This is a genomic window from Promicromonospora iranensis (genome assembly GCF_028994805.1).
GTDB classification, from domain to species: domain Bacteria; phylum Actinomycetota; class Actinomycetes; order Actinomycetales; family Cellulomonadaceae; genus Promicromonospora; species Promicromonospora iranensis.
Genome location: NZ_JAJQQP010000003.1, coordinates 189,892 through 206,621 on the forward strand (window position 1 = coordinate 189,892; position 16,730 = coordinate 206,621).

Consider the following 16,730-nt stretch of genomic DNA (forward strand, 5'->3'; position numbering starts at 1 on the left):
GGCTCAGCGCACGGTCGGGTGCGGTTCGAGGCCCATCGTGGCGAGCAGCGAGGAGACCAGGTCCTCGTGCAGTGCCACGTGGTCGCCGAACGCGAACTCCTGGTGGCCGTAGACGGCCATGCACTGCAGCCCGTAGACCTGCCGCCAGCTCGTCACCATGAGGTGGGCGACGCCGAGCGGCAGGTCGTGCCCGCCCACCGCGTCGCGGTACCGGCGGACCTGCTCGGCCAGCTCGGGGGCGAGCTCGTCGTCGGCGGGGCGGGGGATGCCCGCCGCCGCCAGCTCGCGGAACAGCGGGACGTAGTGGCCACCGACCATCTCGGCCATGCGGCGCTGGAGGGCGTGGCTGTCGGGCAGCTCCGCGCGGATGCCGGACCCGATGACGAGGTCGAACTCGGCCGGGTTGCGGACCGCCCAGTCGAGCGAGGTCCGGGTCGAGGCGACCAGGGCGGCCGCGATGTCGCCTGGATCCTGCCGGGCCACCGCGGCGCCGAGCAGCTCCAGCACCTCCTCGACGATCAGCACGCAGAGCTGCGCGATGACGTCCTGCCGGTTCTCGAAGTGCCGGTACAGCGCGGGCGGCGTGACGCCTACCTCTTTCGCGACGGCGGCCATCGTGAGCTTGCTCAGGCCGTGCTGTCCGGCGAGCTGGTGCCGTGCGGCGGCGAGGACCTCACGCCGCAGCTCGTCGCGCAGACGTTCGCGGCGCGACTGCACCGGGGCGGGTTCTGTGGCTGCCGCAGCGGGCGGCACGGATACGGCTGGGCTCACTGACACTCCTTCGTGGCAGGTACCTGCGTCACGGCGTCGGCCAGGTCGGCGATGAACGACGTCGAGTGGTCCTCGGTGACCGCCGGCGGCACGATCACCTCGACCGCGGGGTCGCGGCCGTAGGTGACGAACGACCAGGTACCCGCGTCATCGGTGGTGACGATCCAGTCGACGGCGGTGCCGTCCCCCGAGTCGACGTGCTGGCAGTCTGCTGCCGGCCCGACCTGCTCGACGCCGCAGCGCATGGTGACCGCCGCACCCGGCTCGCCCCAGGCCGCCGTGGCCTGGGCGTCGGTCTTCAGCTTCGGCAGGTCGGTGCCGAGCTCGTCCGGCACGGCCAGCATGACCTCCGCGCACTTCGGGTCGGCGGCGTCCGGCGCCACCTCCACCCCGATCGTTCGAGCGCACCCACCGAGCACCAGGACGGCGAGAGCGGCGGTCGTTGCGGGCACGAATCGGGCGGGAAGCACGAAGATACGTTACCCGTCTCGGATAGTGCCCGTCCCCGATGCCCGTTTGCTACCGGTGTGCGGCTCGCGCACCGGCCGGTATGCCGCGACCTGCCCGCGCTGGCCCTTAGGGTCTACCAGTGACCCGCGTCCGTGACCTCTCCGAGGAGCAGATCCTCGAACGCATCGTGCCTCTGCTGCCCCGGGGGAGTGCGACGCTGCTCGGGCCAGGCGACGACGCCGCGGTGCTCGCAGCGCCCGACGGCCGGTTCGTGGTCTCGACCGACGTGCTCGTCGAGGACCGCCACTTCCGCACCCGCTGGTCCACCGGGTACGACGTCGGACGGCGTGCCGCCGCGCAGAACCTCGCCGACATCGCCGCGATGGGCGCGCGACCGACCGGGCTGGTCACGTCCCTCGTGGTGCCCGGCGACACCGAGCTGGACTGGGTGACGGGCCTGGCCAGGGGCCTGGCCGACGGCTGCGCCCCGGTTGGCGCGGGCGCGGTGGGCGGCGACCTGTCCGGCGGACCGTGCCTGGTGGTCAGCATCACCGTGCACGGCGACCTGGAGGGTCGTTCGCCGGTGCTGCGGTCGGGTGCCCGGCCGGGCGACGTCGTCGCGCACGCCGGGGTGCGCGGGTGGTCGGCCGCCGGGCTGGCGCTCCTCGAAGCGGGCCTGGTCCGCGTGCCGCTGCCCGCCGTCCCGCTGGAGGTCACCGACGGCGTGCTGCTCGAGGACGCGTGGGAGCGGCTCGTCGCCGCCTACCTCCGGCCGGACCCGCCGCTCGCCGCCGGCGTCGCGGCAGCTCAGGCGGATGCCACCTCGATGCTCGACCTGTCCGACGGTCTGCTGCGTGACGCCGGGCGGGTCGCCCGCGCGAGCGGCGTACGGCTCGATCTCGACGCCGGGGCGTTCGCGAAGGACCGGGACGCGCTGCGTTCGGCGGCACGGGCTGTCGCCGCGGCGACCGGGCTGGGCGATCCCGGCTGGGGGCCCGGGAACGCGGACATCGACGGGCTCGTCGATCAGTGGGTCTGGGCCGGGGGAGAGGACCACGGGCTGCTCGCCACGTTCCCGGCCGATACCCGGCTGCCGGAGGGCTGGACCGCCGTCGGCCAGGTGCACGAGGCCGGGCCGGCGGGGCCGGTCGTCACGATCGCTGGCCAGGTGCAGGACGTCGGTCCGGGCTGGGACCACTTCCGGGCGTGACGCCGGGCCGGCTAGCGCCGCTTGCGGAAACGGAGCTGCGTGAGCGGCTGGCCGCCGATCTCGTCGATGCGCTCGGTCCCGTCGTGCTGGAAGCCGTGGCGCCGGTAGAAGTGCTGCGCGCGATCGTTGCCCTCGAGGATCCAGAGGGACACGACGGTGCCGGGGGAGAGCCCGTCGAGCACCGTGCGCATCAGGTCTCGTGCCACACCGGTGCCCCACGCGGCCGGATGCAGGTAGATGGCGTAGATCTCGAGGTCACCCGGTTCGGCGTCCTCGTCGCGGCACGGGCCGACGCTGGTGAAGCCGACGGTCCCGCTCTCGTCCTCCGCGACGAGCACGGTGATGTCGCGGGCGTTCACCGCCGCTTTCCACTGACCCGCCCGGTCGGTGACGTCCAGCGACTCCAGGTAGGAGCCGGACAGGATCTCCGAGTACGCACCACGCCAGGAGGCGATGTCGACCTGGGCGATCGCTTCGGCGTCGGCCGTCGTTGCTGGGCGGATGGTCACATCTTCCGGTGCCATCATGGCTTCACCTTTTCACCCGGTGGTGCCTGGCGCAACCACTTCTTGGGTCCCACTGAAGGTTACGGGAACGACGAAGACGCCCGCCAGGTGTGAACCCGAAGGGCGTCTTCGTCGATCGTTCTCATCGAACGTCTTCGTCAAGCATTGCGGGTCGCGTCAGCGACCCGGCTGCGGCAGCGTCAGGCCGAGACCTTGCGCGTGACCTTGCCGGCCTTGAGGCAGGAGGTGCACACGTTGACGCGCTTGGGAGTCCCGCCCACGATCGCACGGACGCGCTGGATGTTCGGGTTCCAGCGGCGCTTGGTGCGGATGTGAGAGTGCGAAACTGAGTGCCCGAAACCCGGGCCCTTGCCGCAGACGTCGCAGTTGGCAGCCACGGTGTCTCCTGAATGTCGTGCACGCCTGTGCAGAAACGACAGCACGACGTGATGGATGGTCGAAAGGGGGAGCCTGGACACTTCAGAGCAGTCAACGCTTCGTAGCGGACCAGGCAACTTCGACAGAGTACCCGATCGCGGGCCCGGCCCTCAAACCGTAGCCACGGGGTGCTGCGTCACAGCACGGGTCACATCACGGTCTCGCGGGCGCGAGCCGTGCGGCGAGCCTGTGGACGGCCGCACGCGAGCGGCCCTGCCGCTGGGTACGGTGGGATCCGTCCGGGCGGGCGCCCGGTCAGTTGTTCAGCCACGTGCAGGAGGGCAGAGCGTGACCGACGTCGACAGCGGCAGCCGGACAGCCGATTCTGGTCCGGAGCCGTTCCCGGCCGGCGTCCGTCTCGAGGACCCGGGACTGGTGCGCGCCTGGACCCGCGGCGCGACGGCGGCTCTGCGGCGGGAGCGCGAGGCGATCGACCGGGTCAACGTGTTCCCGGTGGCCGACGCCGACACCGGCACCAACCTCTACCTGACCCTCCGTGAGGGGGACCGGGCGGTCGTCGGCGCACCCGCTGACGCGACCGGCCCGCAGCTGCTGGCGACGCTCGCCCGTGCGGCCCTGCTGGGCGCGTACGGGAACTCCGGCGTGATCCTGAGCGAGTGGCTGCGCGGTCTGGCGGTCGCCGCGCGGCACGGCGGTGGCGCGGCGGACCTGCTCGGCCGGGCGGCGACGTCGGCCCGGTCGGCTGTGGCACAGCCCGCCGAAGGAACGATCCTCACGGCGGCGGACGCCGCGGCGTCCGCCGCGCGCGCGGTCGAGAGCGCGTCGGTGCGGGACCTGGGCGCCGGCCGGCCGCACGACGCCGGGCTGCTGCCCGTGGTGACCGCCGCGGCGGCCGCCGCGCGCACCGCCGCCCGGGCCAGCCGGGACGAGCTCGACGACCTGCGCACGGCGGGCGTGCTCGACGCCGGGGCACTGGGTCTGGTCCTCGTGCTGGACGCGCTCGTCGTCGCGGCGGCCGGAGTGTCAGAGGCGGACGGCAGCATGGAGTCCGTGAACCTGGACCAGCTGCTCGACCCCGCTTCGGCGCCGCTCGTGAGCGCCGCAGCGGTGTCCGGCGTGCCCGGGGCGGGTGCACCGGCCGACGAGGCCGGCGGCGTCGGACCGCACGGCGCCGGGGCCGGCGCAGGCGCCCTGGAGCTCATGTTCGTGCTCACGAGACCGGTCGAGGCGGCGTTCGACACAGCGTCCGACACGGTGGCGTCCGGGCTGCGGGCCGCGCTCGGCAAGGTGGGCGACTCGGTGGTCGTGGTCGGCGGGGACGCCGGCACCGGGACCGGCGTCTGGCAGGCGCACGTCCACACCGACCACCTCGACCAGGCGCTCGCGATCGCGGTGGACGCGTCGGCTGCGGGCTCGCTCTCCCAGGTGCACGTGCGTCACCTCGAGGCCGTGACGCAGCACCAGTGGGGTGTCGTCGCCGCGACGTCGGCCCCCGTGCTCGCCGCGGAGCTCGCGCACGCGGGCGCCGTCGTCCTGCTCACGGGCGGGCTCGACAGCACGGTCGAGGAGCTGACGGCCGATGACGTGGGCCGGGTCGTCGCGTCGACCGGTGCCCGGCAGGTCCTGCTCCTCGGGGTGCCGGACGGGCCGGCCGACGTCCAGGCCCACACCGACGTCGGCGAGCTGGTCACCGTGCCGACACCCACCGACGTCCATGCCGTCGTCGCCCTGGCCGCGCTCGGCACGTTGCTGCCGGTCGGCCTGCTGGACGAGCCGGGCGACGCGCCGGGCACCGACGCCCGCGCGATCGTGGACGAGGCGCTCGCGGGACTGACGGTGACGACCGTGCGCGCCGACGCCGCGGTCGACGCCCTGCGCGGCGCGGCAGGGCCCGCGACGACCGTGGTGACCGCGCTGCTCGACGCGGACGTCCCGGACGGCCTGCCCGACCGGCTCGCCGCCACGCTCGCGGAACGCACGCCGGAGGCCGAGCTCGTCGTCCTGGCGACGGGCCGCCCGGGCGACGGGGTGTGCCTGGGCACGGAGGAGGAGCACGCATGACCGAGCGGGTGGACGAGCGCCTCGAGCGCGCCTTCGACAAGCGGACGGCCACCGCTCTGGGCAAGCTCGGGCTGGTGACCGTGGGTGACCTGCTGGGCCACTACCCGCGCCGGTACGCCGACCCGGGCGCCCTCTCGGACATCGCGGCGCTCGAGGTGGGCGAGCACGTGACCATCCTGGCCCGCGTGGAGCAGGCGACGGTCCGCCCCATGCGCAACCGCAAGGGCGCGCTCATGGAGGTGGTGGTGACGGACGGCAACAGCCGCCTGTCCCTCACCTTCTTCGGCAAGCACCGTGGCTCGCTCTACAACCACGAGAAGCGGCTGGTCCCGGGGGCGAAGGGGCTGTTCACGGGGACCGTCGGCCTGTACAGGGGGACGCGACAGCTCACCCACCCGGACTTCACCCTGATGGGAGAGGAGTCCGACCTCGACAGCGACGAGGCGCTCCTGGAGCACGCGACCAAGCCCATCCCGATCTATCCCGCGGCGGCCGGCATCCCCAGCTGGAAGATCCAGGGCGCGCTCCGTGTCGTGCTCGACACCCTGACCGACGACGACGTGCCCGACCCGGTGCCCGACGAGGTGCGGGAACGCGAGGGGATGCCCGGGCGGACGGCCGCGCTGCGCAGCCTGCACCGGCCGGCCACCTTGAAGGAGGCATACCGCGCACAGCACCGGATGCGGTTCGAGGAGGCGTTCGTGCTGCAGGCGGCGCTCGCTCAGCGCCGGGCCCGCACCGCCGCCGAGGACGCCACCGCGCGCCCGCCGCTGCCCCCGGGCAAGCCGAGCCTGCTCGCGGACTTCGATGCCTCGCTGCCCTTCGTGCTCACCGACGGACAGCGTGCGGTGGGCGACGAGCTCGCCGTCGAGCTCGCCAGCCCGCGCCCGATGCACCGGCTGCTGCAGGGCGAGGTCGGCAGCGGCAAGACGGTGGTCGCGTTGCGCGCCATGCTGCAGGTGGTCGACGCGGGTGGTCAGGCCGCACTCCTCGCGCCCACCGAGGTGCTCGCCGCGCAGCACGCCCGCACCCTGCGCGCCCTGCTCGGCCCGCTGGCCGAGGGCGGCACCCTCTTCGGGGCGGAGCGCACGGACGCGAGCACCCGGGTGGCGCTGCTCACCGGCTCGCTCGGCGCGAAGGCGCGCAAGGAGGCCCTGCTGCAGGCCGCGAGCGGTGAGGCCGGCATCGTCGTGGGGACGCACGCGCTCCTCTCGGAGCAGGTGCAGTTCGCCGACCTCGGTCTCGTCGTGGTGGACGAGCAGCACCGCTTCGGCGTCGAGCAGCGGGACGCGCTGCGCGCCAAGGGCCGGGTGTCCCCGCACCTGCTGGTCATGACGGCCACACCGATCCCGCGGACCGTGGCGATGACGGTCTTCGGCGACCTCGAGACGTCGTCCCTCACCGAGGTGCCCGCGGGGCGTGCCGGCATCACCACGGTCGCCGTCCCCGCGCGGAACACCCGCTGGACCGACCGCACCTGGGCCCGCGTCCGCGAGGAGGTCGACGCCGGCCGCCGCGCCTACGTCGTCTGCGCGCGGATCCACCCGGACGAGGAGACGAAGGCGCCCGCCAAGGACTTCGACGACGTGCCGGAGTTCCTGGACCCCTCCGGCCCGGGTGCCGAGGGCGCCGCCGACCGGCCGCCCCTGCGTGCCGTGCTCGAGGTGGTGGAGGAGCTGCGCTCGCGACCCGAGCTGGCGGGCGTCGAGATCGGGATGCTGCACGGGCAGCTGCCGGCCGACCAGAAGGAGGCGGAGATGGCACGGTTCGCCTCCGGCGAGGCTCCGGTCCTGGTCGCCACCACCGTGATCGAGGTGGGCGTCGACGTCCCCGAGGCCACGGCGATGGTCATCTTCGACGCCGACCGGTTCGGCATCTCCCAGCTGCACCAGCTGCGCGGACGGGTGGGGCGAGGCACCGACCCGGGCCTGTGCCTCCTGGTGTCCGACGCCGAGCCCGGCACCCCCGCCTTCGCCCGCCTGGAGGCGATGACCCAGACCACCGACGGTTTCAAGCTCGCCAACCTGGACCTGGAGCTGCGCAGCGAGGGCGACGTGCTCGGCGCCGCACAGTCCGGCCGGGCCAGCTCCCTGCGCCTCCTGCGGGTGGTCAAGGACGCCGGGCTCATCGAGGAGGCGCGCACCGCGGCCGTCGACGTCGTGCAGGCTTCCCCCGACCTGACGGAGTTCCCGGAGCTCGCCCAGGCGATCCGCGCGCAGCTCGACGAGGACCAGGAGGAGTTCCTGGAGCGGGCCTGACCAGCCGTCGGCGGCGCCCACCCGTTCAGCAGGGTGAAATCACACGGGTGAAAGGGATGACCTACTCCTTACGCGCGAAACGTACAACCGATAGAGTCCCCGCCGATGACGGTCGACGCGAAGCACGCGATCCATACCGGCGGGCCGGCAAAGACTGCGTGGCAGCGCGGGAGGCTCCTGGCGCTCGGTTCTGTGGTGATCGCCGTTTTGCTCGTGGCCCACGAGTACGTGCCGAATCGCTGGGGAAACCTCGGCAGCCTCGTCGAGACCTTCCTGCCATGGCTCGGGCTGGCGGTGCCGCTCGGCATCCTCGCGGCGCTGCTGCGGCGGTCGGCGCTCGCGATCCTCGCTGTCCTGCTGCCGCTCGCGGCCTGGATCTGGGTCTTCCTGCCGCAGGTGCGGCCGATAGAGCCGGCGCCCAGCGACCTGACGGTGGTGCAGCACAACGTCAGCGACGCCAACACCGACGTCGCGGGCACCGCTGAGGTGCTCCTCGCCGCCGAGCCGGACGTCGTGACCCTCACGGAGGTGTCGGAGGCGACCGCCGAGGAGTACACGCAGGCGTTTGGCGAGGCGCTGCCGCACCACGAGACGCAGGGCACTGTCGGCGTCTGGTCCGGGTTCCCGCTCCGGGGCGCCACCGCCGTGGACATCCGGCCCGAGGGCGTCGACGCCTCCTGGGACCGCTGCCTACGGGTGGTGGTCCAGGGGGAGGGAACCACGGTCGCGCTGTTCGCGGCGCACCTGCCCTCGGTCCGGATCGGGCGCGGCGGCTTCGAGACGGAGCTGCGCGACGCGAGCGCGCTCGCGCTGGCGGACGCCGTCGACGCGGAGGAGAACGACGCCGTGATCGTCGCGGGCGACCTGAACGCGGTGCTGGCGGACGGTGCGATAGCCCCGCTGACCAACCTCGTCACCGCCCCGACGACCGGCTTCGAGTTCACCTATCCGGAGACCTTCCCGGTCGCCCAGATCGATCACGTCCTCGCGCGGGGTGCCACCGTGACCGAGGTGCGTGCCCTGGGCAGCACGGGCAGCGACCACCTGCCGGTCGTCGCGCGCGTCGACACCCCGGAGTCGTAGCCGCGCACGCCGCGCGGCTCGGCCGCCGGGTTAGGCTCGCGGCGTGACCAGGATCGTCGCGGGCTCAGTGGGCGGACGCACCATCGCGGTGCCGGCCAAGGGCACCCGCCCCACGAGCGACCGCGTGCGCGAGGCGATCTTCTCCCGCCTGGAGCATCTCGGCGTGCTCGACGGCGCCCGCGTGCTCGACCTCTATGCCGGCTCGGGAGCGCTCGGGCTCGAGGCCGCGAGCCGGGGCGCCGTCGCCGTGACTCTCGTGGACAGCGCGCGCCCCGCGGCGGAGGTCGCGCGCAGGAACGTCGCGGGACTGGGACTGACCGGGGTGCGGGTCGCCACCGAGACGGCGGAACGGTTCGCGGCGTCGCTGGCGGCCAGGGGAGCGCGCCCCGACGCCGGTGCGTCCGCCCGCGTGACCTCCGGCACGGCGGCGGCCCTGGACCTCGTCTTCCTCGACCCGCCCTACGACCTCGACGAGGAGTCGCTCGCCACCGTGCTGGCGCACCTCGCGACGTCGGGCGTCCTGGCCGACGGCGCGGTGGTGGTCGTCGAGCGGTCGATCCGCACGCCCGAACCCGCCTGGCCCGACGGCCTCGCCCCGTTCGCGCGCAAGGACTACGGGGAGACGGCGGTCTACTACGCGGAGCCGTCGGACCCGGAGCCGTCGGACACCGAGCCGTCGGACACCGAGCCGTCGGACCCGGAGCCGTCGGATAGCGTGGGCGCGTGACCACCGTCGTCTGCCCCGGGTCGTTCGACCCGATCACCCTCGGCCACCTCGACATCGTGCGCCGCGCCGCGTCGATGTTCGACGACGTGGTGGTCGGCATCGCGAAGAACCCCGGCAAGTCCGGCCTGCTGGACCTGGAGACGCGTGCGGAGCTCGTGCGAGCAGCGGTGCACTCCGCCGCCCAGACGGATCCGGCCATGTCGCGGGTGCGGGTCGCCGTCGTGCCGGGGCTGCTGGTGGACTTCTGCCGCGAGGCCGGGGCGGTCGCCGTCGTGAAGGGCCTGCGCGGGGGCGGTGACTTCGACGCGGAGCAGCCCATGGCGCTCATGAACCGGCACCTGTCGGGCGTCGAGACGATCTTCCTGCCGGGCGACCAGAGGTACGCGCACGTCGCGTCGTCGCTGGTGAAGGACATCATGCGGCACGGCGGGCCGGTCGACGACCTGGTGCCGGCGGGTGTCGTCGCGGCGCTCCGGTCCGCACTGGGCCGTCCGGCGTCCTAGCCCGTGAGGGCTGTCACCCCGTACGGGCGCGCGTGAGCCCCGTTCCATGTCGTAGGATTGGTTTTTGGCCCGTGGCGTGATGGCTTGCGCCGGGTCCACCCCCCTTTCACCGTCCTCTCGGACACTGCCTTTCATGGAGTCTGTTATTTCCCGCGAACCGAACTCACCGCTCGTGCTCGACACGCACGAGCTGTCTCGGCGTGCCGGATCCATGCGTACGCACAGCGCGACCGTGCAGGCGCCGTCGGATCTCGGTACTGCTGTGATCGGTATCCCGGAAGGCTCAGACCTCGAGCTGGATCTTCGACTCGAGTCCGTGATGGAAGGCGTGCTGGTCTCCGGCACGGTCCGCGGCACGGCAAAGGGTGAGTGCAGCCGCTGCCTCGACGACATCACTCGTGAGCTCACGGTCGATGTGACCGAGCTGTTCGCCTACCCCGAGAGGGTTGCGGCGTCGGTCAAGGCGGGGGACGTCGACGTCGAGGACGAAGAGTCAGTCCTGGACGACGACGACAATGCCGACCTGGAGCCTGCGCTTCGGGATTCGGTAGTGACTGCACTACCATTTCAACCGCTGTGCCGGGAGGACTGCCCGGGCCTGTGCTCCGAGTGCGGAGCACGCCTGGCTGACGACCCCGGTCATCACCATGACGTAGTCGACCCTCGTTGGTCGGCGCTTCAGAGCATGCTCGAATCTACGAGCGTGTCGGACGAGACGAAAGAGAGCTAGCCGTGGCTGTTCCGAAGCGCAAGATGTCGCGCAGCAACACCCGTGCGCGTCGCTCGCAGTGGAAGACCACCGCAGCGACCCTCACCACCTGCCCGCAGTGCCAGGGCAACAAGCTGCCGCACACGGCGTGCCCGACGTGCGGCACCTACAAGGGCCGCACGTACCGCGACGCCCTGAAGACCGTTCACGCGGGCTGACGTGGCCAAGGGCGGGACGTCGCCGGCGAGGCCGGAACCTACCGCGCTGCTCGAGAAGCTCGGGGTCCATCTGGACCCCGAGCTTCTTGTGCTGGCACTGACCCACCGGTCGTTCGCGCACGAGGCCGGCGGCATCCCCACGAACGAGCGCCTGGAGTTCCTGGGTGACGCCGTGCTGGGGCTCGTGGTGACGGAGGCGCTGTACCGCCGTCACCCCGACCTGTCGGAAGGCGACCTGGCGCGCATGCGCGCGGCGACGGTCTCGCAGCGTGCGCTCGCCGCGGTGGCGCGGACGCTCGGCCTGGGCAAGTACGTGCTGCTCGGCAAGGGTGAGATCCGCACGCGCGGCTTCGAGAAGGACTCGATCCTCTCCGACACGGTGGAGGCCCTGATCGGCGCCACCTACCTGTCGCACGGCCTGGAGACGTCGCGCGCGCTGGTGCACCGCCTCGTCGACTCGACGCTCGACGTCGCCGCGGGCCTGGGCGCAGGGCTGGACTGGAAGACGTCGCTGCAGGAGGCCTCGGCCGAACGCGGACTCGGCGCGCCCGACTACATCGCCACGTTCGAGGGTCCGGAACATGCCCGGGTCTTCCACTCGACCGTCGTGATCGACGGCGTCACCTACGGGACCGGCTCGGGCAGCGCGAAGAAGCACGCCGAGCAGGGCGCGGCCGAGGAGACCTACCGGGCGCTCCTGGAGAAGTTCCCGCTGCCCAAGCCGGGGGTCGACGGCGAGAGCGCCGCCGGGGACACCTCCGGGAGCAAGGCGCCGGTCGCCGGTGCCTGAGCTCCCTGAGGTCGAGACCGTCCGGGACGGCCTCGACCGGCTGGTCGTCGGCGCGACCGTGCGCGACGTCGAGGTGTTCCGCGAGTACAGCGTCCGCCGGCACGACGGCGGTCCGGGTTCGTTCCGCGATCAGCTCGTCGGACGGCGGCTGGGTGCCGCCGTCCGCCGCGGCAAGTTCCTCTGGCTGCCGCTGGACGACCCCGCACGGCCCGACGGTGCCCCGCGGGCCGAGCCTGTGGAGACCCCCGCCGCTGCGCTCCTGGCACACCTCGGCATGTCGGGCCAGCTGCTCGTCCGTGGCGCCGCGGCGAGCGGCGCCCAGGACCCGGCGGCGACCGCCGTCCTGCCCGCGGATCCGGAACCCGACGGCTGGCAGCACCCTCACCTGCGCGTCCGCCTGCACCTGACGGGCGCCCCCTCCGGCGCGCGGTACCTCGACTTCGTGGACCAGCGCACGTTCGGGCACCTGAGCGTGCAGGACCTGGTGCCCGGCGACGGCGAACCGGCGTCGAGCATCCCGGCCGGGCACGGCTCGGACCTGCCCCTGCTCCCGCAGCCGGTCGCGCACATCGCCCGTGACCTGCTCGACCCGAACCTGGACCTCGACGGCCTGGTCCGGCGGGTGCGTCGCCGTCGGACCCAGGTGAAGCGTGCGCTGCTGGACCAGACCGTCGTGTCCGGCGTGGGCAACATCTACGCCGACGAGGCGCTCTGGCGGGCGAAGGTGCACTGGGCTCGGCCCACCGACAAGCTCCGGGCCGCCGACGTGCGCCGCGTGCTGGACTCGGCGGCCGAGGTGATGCGCGAGGCGCTGGTCCAGGGCGGCACCAGCTTCGACGAGCTGTACGTCAACGTGAACGGGGAGTCGGGGTACTTCGACCGCTCGCTCGCGGTGTACGGGCAGGAGAACGAGGCGTGCCGGCGCTGTGGCGCGCTGGTCCGCCGGGACGCGTTCATGAACCGGTCCTCGTTCAGCTGCCCGGTCTGCCAGCCGGCCCCCCGCCCCCGCACCCCGTAACCACCTCCGTTGAGTGCTGGCTATTTGTGGGCCGGGAGCACGCCAGACCACAGATAGCCAGCACTCAACGGCTGGTCAGCGGGGGGTGACGTTGCGGAGAGGCTCGCCCGCCCGCCAGGACGTGAGCTGGTCGGCGAGGAAGCGGGCCGCGCCGCGCGGACGTCCACCCGCCACGTGGGGCGTGAGGATCAGGTTCGGGACGTCCCAGAGGGGAGAGTTCGCCGGCAAGGGCTCCGTCTCCATGACGTCGAGCGCAGCGCCGGCGAGCCGCCCGGAACGCAACGCGTCGACGAGTGCTGCCTCGTCCACCGTCGCGCCCCGGCCCACGTTCACGAATCGCGCCGACGTCGGCAGCAGGCTCAGCAGGCGGGCGTCCAGGATGTGCCGCGTGGCGGGCACCGCGGGCAGCAGGGAGACGAGCAGGTCGGTCTCGGCCAGCAGGGCGTCCAGGCCGTCGGGGCCCACCACGGGGTAGCCGGACCGTTCGCCCGCGCGCGAGGCGACGCCGGTGACCTGCGCACCCAGCGCCGTCAGCAGCGGGGACAGTCGCAGCGCGATCGAGCCGAAGCCCCAGACGGTCACGCGTGCGCCGTCGAGCGTGTACTCGCGCTCTGTTCCCGGGTCCGCCTGGGCGAACGCGATCTCCTTGGCCCAGTGGTGCTCGCGCTGCGCGGCGAGGGAGAAGTCGATGCGGCGAACGGTCGCCAGGATCAGCGCCAGCGCGTGCTCGGTGACGGTGTCGTCGTGCAGGGACTGGCCGGAGGAGATCACGACCTCGGGGCCGAACCCGGCCCGCAGCGCCACGTCCGGGCCGGCGGAGAGCGTCTGCACCCAGCGCAGCCGGGGCATGCGGCGGGCGGCGTCGGCGAGGACCTTGGGCGGGCTGGACCAGGTGACCAGCACCTCGGCGTCGGTGTGCTCCTCGGGGACCGGCTCGTTCATCGCGTAGGCGACGACGGTGTCGGTGCCGCCGGGCGCGAAGGAGGCTCCGCCGTCGGGCAGCAGGGACGGGAAGTCGAGGTCGAAGGGCACGTCCGGTACGAGGATCTTCACGCCCGGGACGTTACCTGACGTGCCCCCGGACGAGCGCGAGGTGTGTCGCGCCAGGGATCCTGGCGCGACACACCTCGTGGTCCGGCGTGGGGACGGGAGGGTCAGCCCGCCACCCGGATGTACACCGGGTTGTTCTGCCACATCTTGCCGTACTGCACCGGGGTGCCCTGCTGCTGGGCCTCGACGACCATGCCGTTGCCGGCGTAGAGCGCCACGTGGCCAGGCGTCCACACGATGTCGCCCGGCTGCGCCTCGGCGGCGGAGACCTGGCGCCCGATGGTCGAGATCGCGCTCGAGCTGTGCGGGACCGAGACCCCGAGCTGGCCGTAGACGTACTGGATGAGCCCGGAGCAGTCGAAGCCGCTGGGGGAGGCTCCGCCCCACACGTAGGGCACGCCGACGTACTCGAGGGCGAGGTTGACGGCCTGCTGGCCCAGACCGGAGGCGTCCCCGACGGTCTCGACGACGGCTGCCGCCTCGGTCTCCGTGGCGGCCGCGGCTTCGGCAGCAGCCTCAGCAGCGGCGGCTGCCTCGGCCTCGGCCTGCGCCTCGGCCTCTGCCTTGGCGCGAGCCTCGGCCTCCGCCTTGGCCTTGGCCTCGGCCTCGGCGATGCCCGCCTCGGTCTCGGCGTACGGAGTCACGGACACCCGTCCGCGCTCGGCCCAGAAGTCGGCGTCCTGCGTGACCTTGACCTTGGTCACCAGGTTCTCGGAGATGCTGGCGCGGGACGTCGTGTCGACGGTGTTGCTGACCGGGGTCGCGTTGGCGAGCGCGGTCTGCGTGTGCGGCTCGACGGGCGCCGTGTGGGCCGTCTGGGTGAAGACCGACGCCAGCATGCCGGACGTGACGACCGCGATGGCGCCGGTCCGGGCAGCATTCTCGGCAGCGGTCTGGGTCAGGGCGGTGAAGGGGGTGAGCGCAGGGCCGTCGGCGCGGTGCCTGCCCCGGTTGCTGGAGCGGTTTGCCTGGTCGTCCGCCCAGTCGTGGGTGCGGTCGGTGAGTACGGTCACCAGTGTTCTCCTCGGACGCCTACGAAGTGAGCTGTCGGGTTCGGATGGGGAGAGCGATCACCCGGCCTCACGAGGAGGCTTCACCCCTAGGACACTCGCGTGCCCGCTTACTTGGTTCCCCCGTCCCTGTCACGTTCTAGCTGCTCAGATCCGGTGACAGGGTTCGGCGTCCGGACCTGGACCTCCCCGTTGCTGGAGAGGCGAGACTGACCGTACCCGGCTCTCGCGCGAATGTCACGATTAGGTCACATACCGACTTGTGATGGAACCTCCCTGGCAATCTGTGCCCCATGCCACTATGGCGTTCATGACCGTTTCCATGCGTTCCCGGTACGACGTCGTCGTCGTGGGCGGTGGTCACAACGGCCTCACCGCAGCGGCCTACGCGGCGCGCGGCGGCCGGTCCGTCCTCCTCCTCGAACGTGCTGATCACGTGGGCGGCGCCGCCGTCTCGGCCCGTCCGTTCGCCGGGACGGACGCACGGCTGTCGCGCTACTCCTACCTCGTCTCGCTCCTGCCGCGACAGGTGATCGAGGAGCTCGGCCTCCCCATCACCCTGAAGCGCCGCCGCTGGTCCTCGTACACACCGGTGGGCGACGGTGGCCTCCTCGTCGACAGCCAGGACGACGCCGCCACGCGCGCCTCCTTCCACCGCCTCACCGGCTCCGACGCCGACTTCGAGGCATGGGCCCGCTTCTACGCCATGACCGCGGAGGTGGCCCGCCGGCTCGCGCCGACACTCACCGAGCCCCTGCTCCCGCGGTCGGCGGTCCGGGACCTCGTGGTCGACGGCGTGGGAGAGGAAGCCTGGCGGGCGCTCTTCGAGGAGCCCTTGGGCGAGGTGCTGCGCCGCACCTTCGCCGACGACGTCGTCCGCGGCATCGCGGCCACCGACGGCCTGATCGGCACGTTCGCCGACCTCGACGAGCCGTCCCTGCGGCAGAACCGCTGCTTCCTCTACCACGTCATCGGCAACGGGACCGGCGACTGGGACGTGCCCGTGGGCGGCATGGGCGCCGTCTCGGGCGCCCTGCGCGACGCCGCCCTCGCCGCCGGCGCGACGATCGTCACCTCGGCGACCGTCACCGCCGTCGATCCCGGCGGACCCGGCGCCTCCGGTGCGGAGGTCACCTGGACCGACGGCGACGGGCGCACCCGGGGCGTCACCGCCGGGCACGTGCTCGCCGGGTGCGCCCCGGCCGAGCTGGACCGGCTGCTGGGCGGCCACGCCCCGGCGTCGGCCGACCACCCGGAGGGCGCCCAGCTCAAGGTGAACATGCTGCTGACGCGCTTGCCCCGGCTGCGCGACGACGTCGATCCCGTCGCCGCGTTCAGCGGAACCCTGCACGTCCACGAGTCGCTGTCCCAGCTCCAAGCCGCGCACGCGCAGGCGGCCGCCGGGCACATACCGGACCTGCCGCCGAGCGAGATCTACTGCCACACGCTGACCGACCGGACGATCCTCGGGCCGGCGCTCGCCGGGACCGACGCGCAGACCATCACGCTGTTCGGGCTCCACATGCCCGCCCGGCTCTTCCGCGCCGACCCGGACGGCGCCCGCGACCAGGCGCTCCGGGCCACGCTCGCGTCGCTGGACTCCGTGCTGGCCGAGCCGATCGAGGACCTGCTCGCACTCGACGCCGACGGCGCCCCGTGCCTCGAGGTGCGGACACCGGTCGACCTGGAGGGCGACGTCGGGCTGCCGGGCGGGCACATCTTCCACCGCGACCTCGCCTGGCCGTTCGCCGAGTCCGGCGACGGCTCGGGCGGTGGTTCCGGCGACGGCGCAGGCGGCGCAGCTGCAGCGGGCAGCGAGGCCGTCCGCTGGGGCGTGGCGACCGACCACCCCCGAGTGCTGCTGGCCGGCGCCGGCGCACGCCGAGGCGGCGGCGTCAGCGGGATCCCGGGTCGCGCGGCGGCGATGGCCGCCCTGTCCGGTTGACCACAGCGGCTCCGGCCAGGAC

Annotated in this window: 17 protein-coding genes and 1 riboswitch; of the genes, 11 read left to right on the forward strand and 6 right to left on the reverse strand. The window is 73.0% G+C overall.

All coding sequences use genetic code 11. The features are described from left to right. Positions 1 to 3: 3 nt before the first annotated feature. Positions 4 to 771 (reverse strand): TetR/AcrR family transcriptional regulator, encoded by a 768-nt coding sequence (locus LUM46_RS05820; RefSeq protein WP_274992836.1) that lies wholly within the window; start codon positions 769 to 771, stop codon positions 4 to 6. Continuing rightward, positions 768 to 1,241 (reverse strand): DUF3515 family protein, encoded by a 474-nt coding sequence (locus tag LUM46_RS05825; protein ID WP_274992837.1) that lies wholly within the window; start codon positions 1,239 to 1,241, stop codon positions 768 to 770. Before LUM46_RS05825 ends, LUM46_RS05820 begins: the two co-directional genes overlap by 4 nt. Positions 1,242 to 1,360: 119 nt before the next feature. Here LUM46_RS05825 and LUM46_RS05830 point away from each other — a divergent pair, with 119 nt between their 5' ends. Continuing rightward, complete coding sequence (locus LUM46_RS05830; RefSeq protein ID WP_274992838.1) at positions 1,361 to 2,431, forward strand: thiamine-phosphate kinase; 1,071 nt, start codon at positions 1,361 to 1,363, stop codon at positions 2,429 to 2,431. An 11-nt stretch (positions 2,432 to 2,442) separates the two neighbouring features. Here the strand turns inward: LUM46_RS05830 and LUM46_RS05835 are convergent, their stop codons facing one another. Together LUM46_RS05835 and rpmB are read right to left on the reverse strand one after the other, a co-directional pair. Next, positions 2,443 to 2,958 carry a GNAT family N-acetyltransferase gene (locus LUM46_RS05835; RefSeq protein ID WP_310243091.1) on the reverse strand — a complete coding sequence of 172 codons (516 nt, stop codon included), beginning with the start codon at positions 2,956 to 2,958 and terminating at the stop codon, positions 2,443 to 2,445. Between the two features lie 179 nt (positions 2,959 to 3,137). Next, on the reverse strand, positions 3,138 to 3,335 hold the full coding sequence (rpmB, locus tag LUM46_RS05840; RefSeq protein ID WP_119143026.1) for a 50S ribosomal protein L28: 198 nt from the start codon (positions 3,333 to 3,335) through the stop codon (positions 3,138 to 3,140). Between the two features lie 328 nt (positions 3,336 to 3,663). Between rpmB and LUM46_RS05845 the strand changes: the two genes are divergently transcribed. The 9 genes from LUM46_RS05845 to mutM all read left to right on the forward strand — a co-directional run bounded on the left by LUM46_RS05845 (position 3,664) and on the right by mutM (position 12,703). Then, complete coding sequence (locus tag LUM46_RS05845; RefSeq protein ID WP_274992839.1) at positions 3,664 to 5,397, forward strand: DAK2 domain-containing protein; 1,734 nt, start codon at positions 3,664 to 3,666, stop codon at positions 5,395 to 5,397. Further along, on the forward strand, positions 5,394 to 7,655 hold the full coding sequence (locus tag LUM46_RS05850; protein WP_274992840.1) for an ATP-dependent DNA helicase RecG: 2,262 nt from the start codon (positions 5,394 to 5,396) through the stop codon (positions 7,653 to 7,655). The genes LUM46_RS05845 and LUM46_RS05850 overlap by 4 nt, the downstream gene beginning before the upstream one ends. 105 nt (positions 7,656 to 7,760) lie before the next feature. After that, the gene (locus tag LUM46_RS05855; protein ID WP_274992841.1) at positions 7,761 to 8,738 is read left to right on the forward strand and encodes an endonuclease/exonuclease/phosphatase family protein; all 978 of its coding nucleotides are present in this window, start codon (positions 7,761 to 7,763) and stop codon (positions 8,736 to 8,738) included. A gap of 43 nt (positions 8,739 to 8,781) precedes the next feature. Then, complete coding sequence (rsmD, locus tag LUM46_RS05860) at positions 8,782 to 9,465, forward strand: 16S rRNA (guanine(966)-N(2))-methyltransferase RsmD (protein ID WP_274992842.1); 684 nt, start codon at positions 8,782 to 8,784, stop codon at positions 9,463 to 9,465. Beyond that, on the forward strand, positions 9,462 to 9,968 hold the full coding sequence (coaD, locus tag LUM46_RS05865) for a pantetheine-phosphate adenylyltransferase (protein ID WP_274992843.1): 507 nt from the start codon (positions 9,462 to 9,464) through the stop codon (positions 9,966 to 9,968). Before rsmD ends, coaD begins: the two co-directional genes overlap by 4 nt. Positions 9,969 to 10,101: 133 nt before the next feature. Beyond that, positions 10,102 to 10,698 (forward strand): YceD family protein, encoded by a 597-nt coding sequence (locus LUM46_RS05870; protein ID WP_274992844.1) that lies wholly within the window; start codon positions 10,102 to 10,104, stop codon positions 10,696 to 10,698. A 2-nt stretch (positions 10,699 to 10,700) separates the two neighbouring features. Beyond that, positions 10,701 to 10,895: a 50S ribosomal protein L32 gene (gene rpmF, locus LUM46_RS05875; protein ID WP_108495103.1), complete on the forward strand. Its 195-nt coding sequence runs from the start codon at positions 10,701 to 10,703 to the stop codon at positions 10,893 to 10,895. Between the two features lies 1 nt (position 10,896). After that, entirely contained in the window at positions 10,897 to 11,685 is a 789-nt protein-coding gene (rnc, locus tag LUM46_RS05880) for a ribonuclease III (RefSeq protein ID WP_274992845.1), read from the forward strand. Then, complete coding sequence (gene mutM, locus LUM46_RS05885) at positions 11,678 to 12,703, forward strand: bifunctional DNA-formamidopyrimidine glycosylase/DNA-(apurinic or apyrimidinic site) lyase (protein WP_274992846.1); 1,026 nt, start codon at positions 11,678 to 11,680, stop codon at positions 12,701 to 12,703. The genes rnc and mutM overlap by 8 nt, the downstream gene beginning before the upstream one ends. Positions 12,704 to 12,778: 75 nt before the next feature. Here mutM and LUM46_RS05890 read toward each other — a convergent pair whose 3' ends face one another. Both LUM46_RS05890 and LUM46_RS05895 read right to left on the reverse strand, forming a co-directional pair. Next, complete coding sequence (locus LUM46_RS05890; protein ID WP_274992847.1) at positions 12,779 to 13,756, reverse strand: phosphoglycerate dehydrogenase; 978 nt, start codon at positions 13,754 to 13,756, stop codon at positions 12,779 to 12,781. 101 nt (positions 13,757 to 13,857) lie between these two features. Further along, a complete protein-coding gene (locus LUM46_RS05895) occupies positions 13,858 to 14,766 on the reverse strand; it encodes a C40 family peptidase (RefSeq protein ID WP_274992848.1) in 909 nt (302 codons plus the stop codon). Beyond that, a riboswitch (cyclic di-AMP (ydaO/yuaA leader) is annotated at positions 14,767 to 14,918 on the reverse strand. Between the two features lie 146 nt (positions 14,919 to 15,064). Here LUM46_RS05895 and LUM46_RS05900 point away from each other — a divergent pair. Then, entirely contained in the window at positions 15,065 to 16,708 is a 1,644-nt protein-coding gene (locus LUM46_RS05900; protein WP_374726970.1) for a phytoene desaturase family protein, read from the forward strand. Positions 16,709 to 16,730 lie beyond the last annotated feature (22 nt).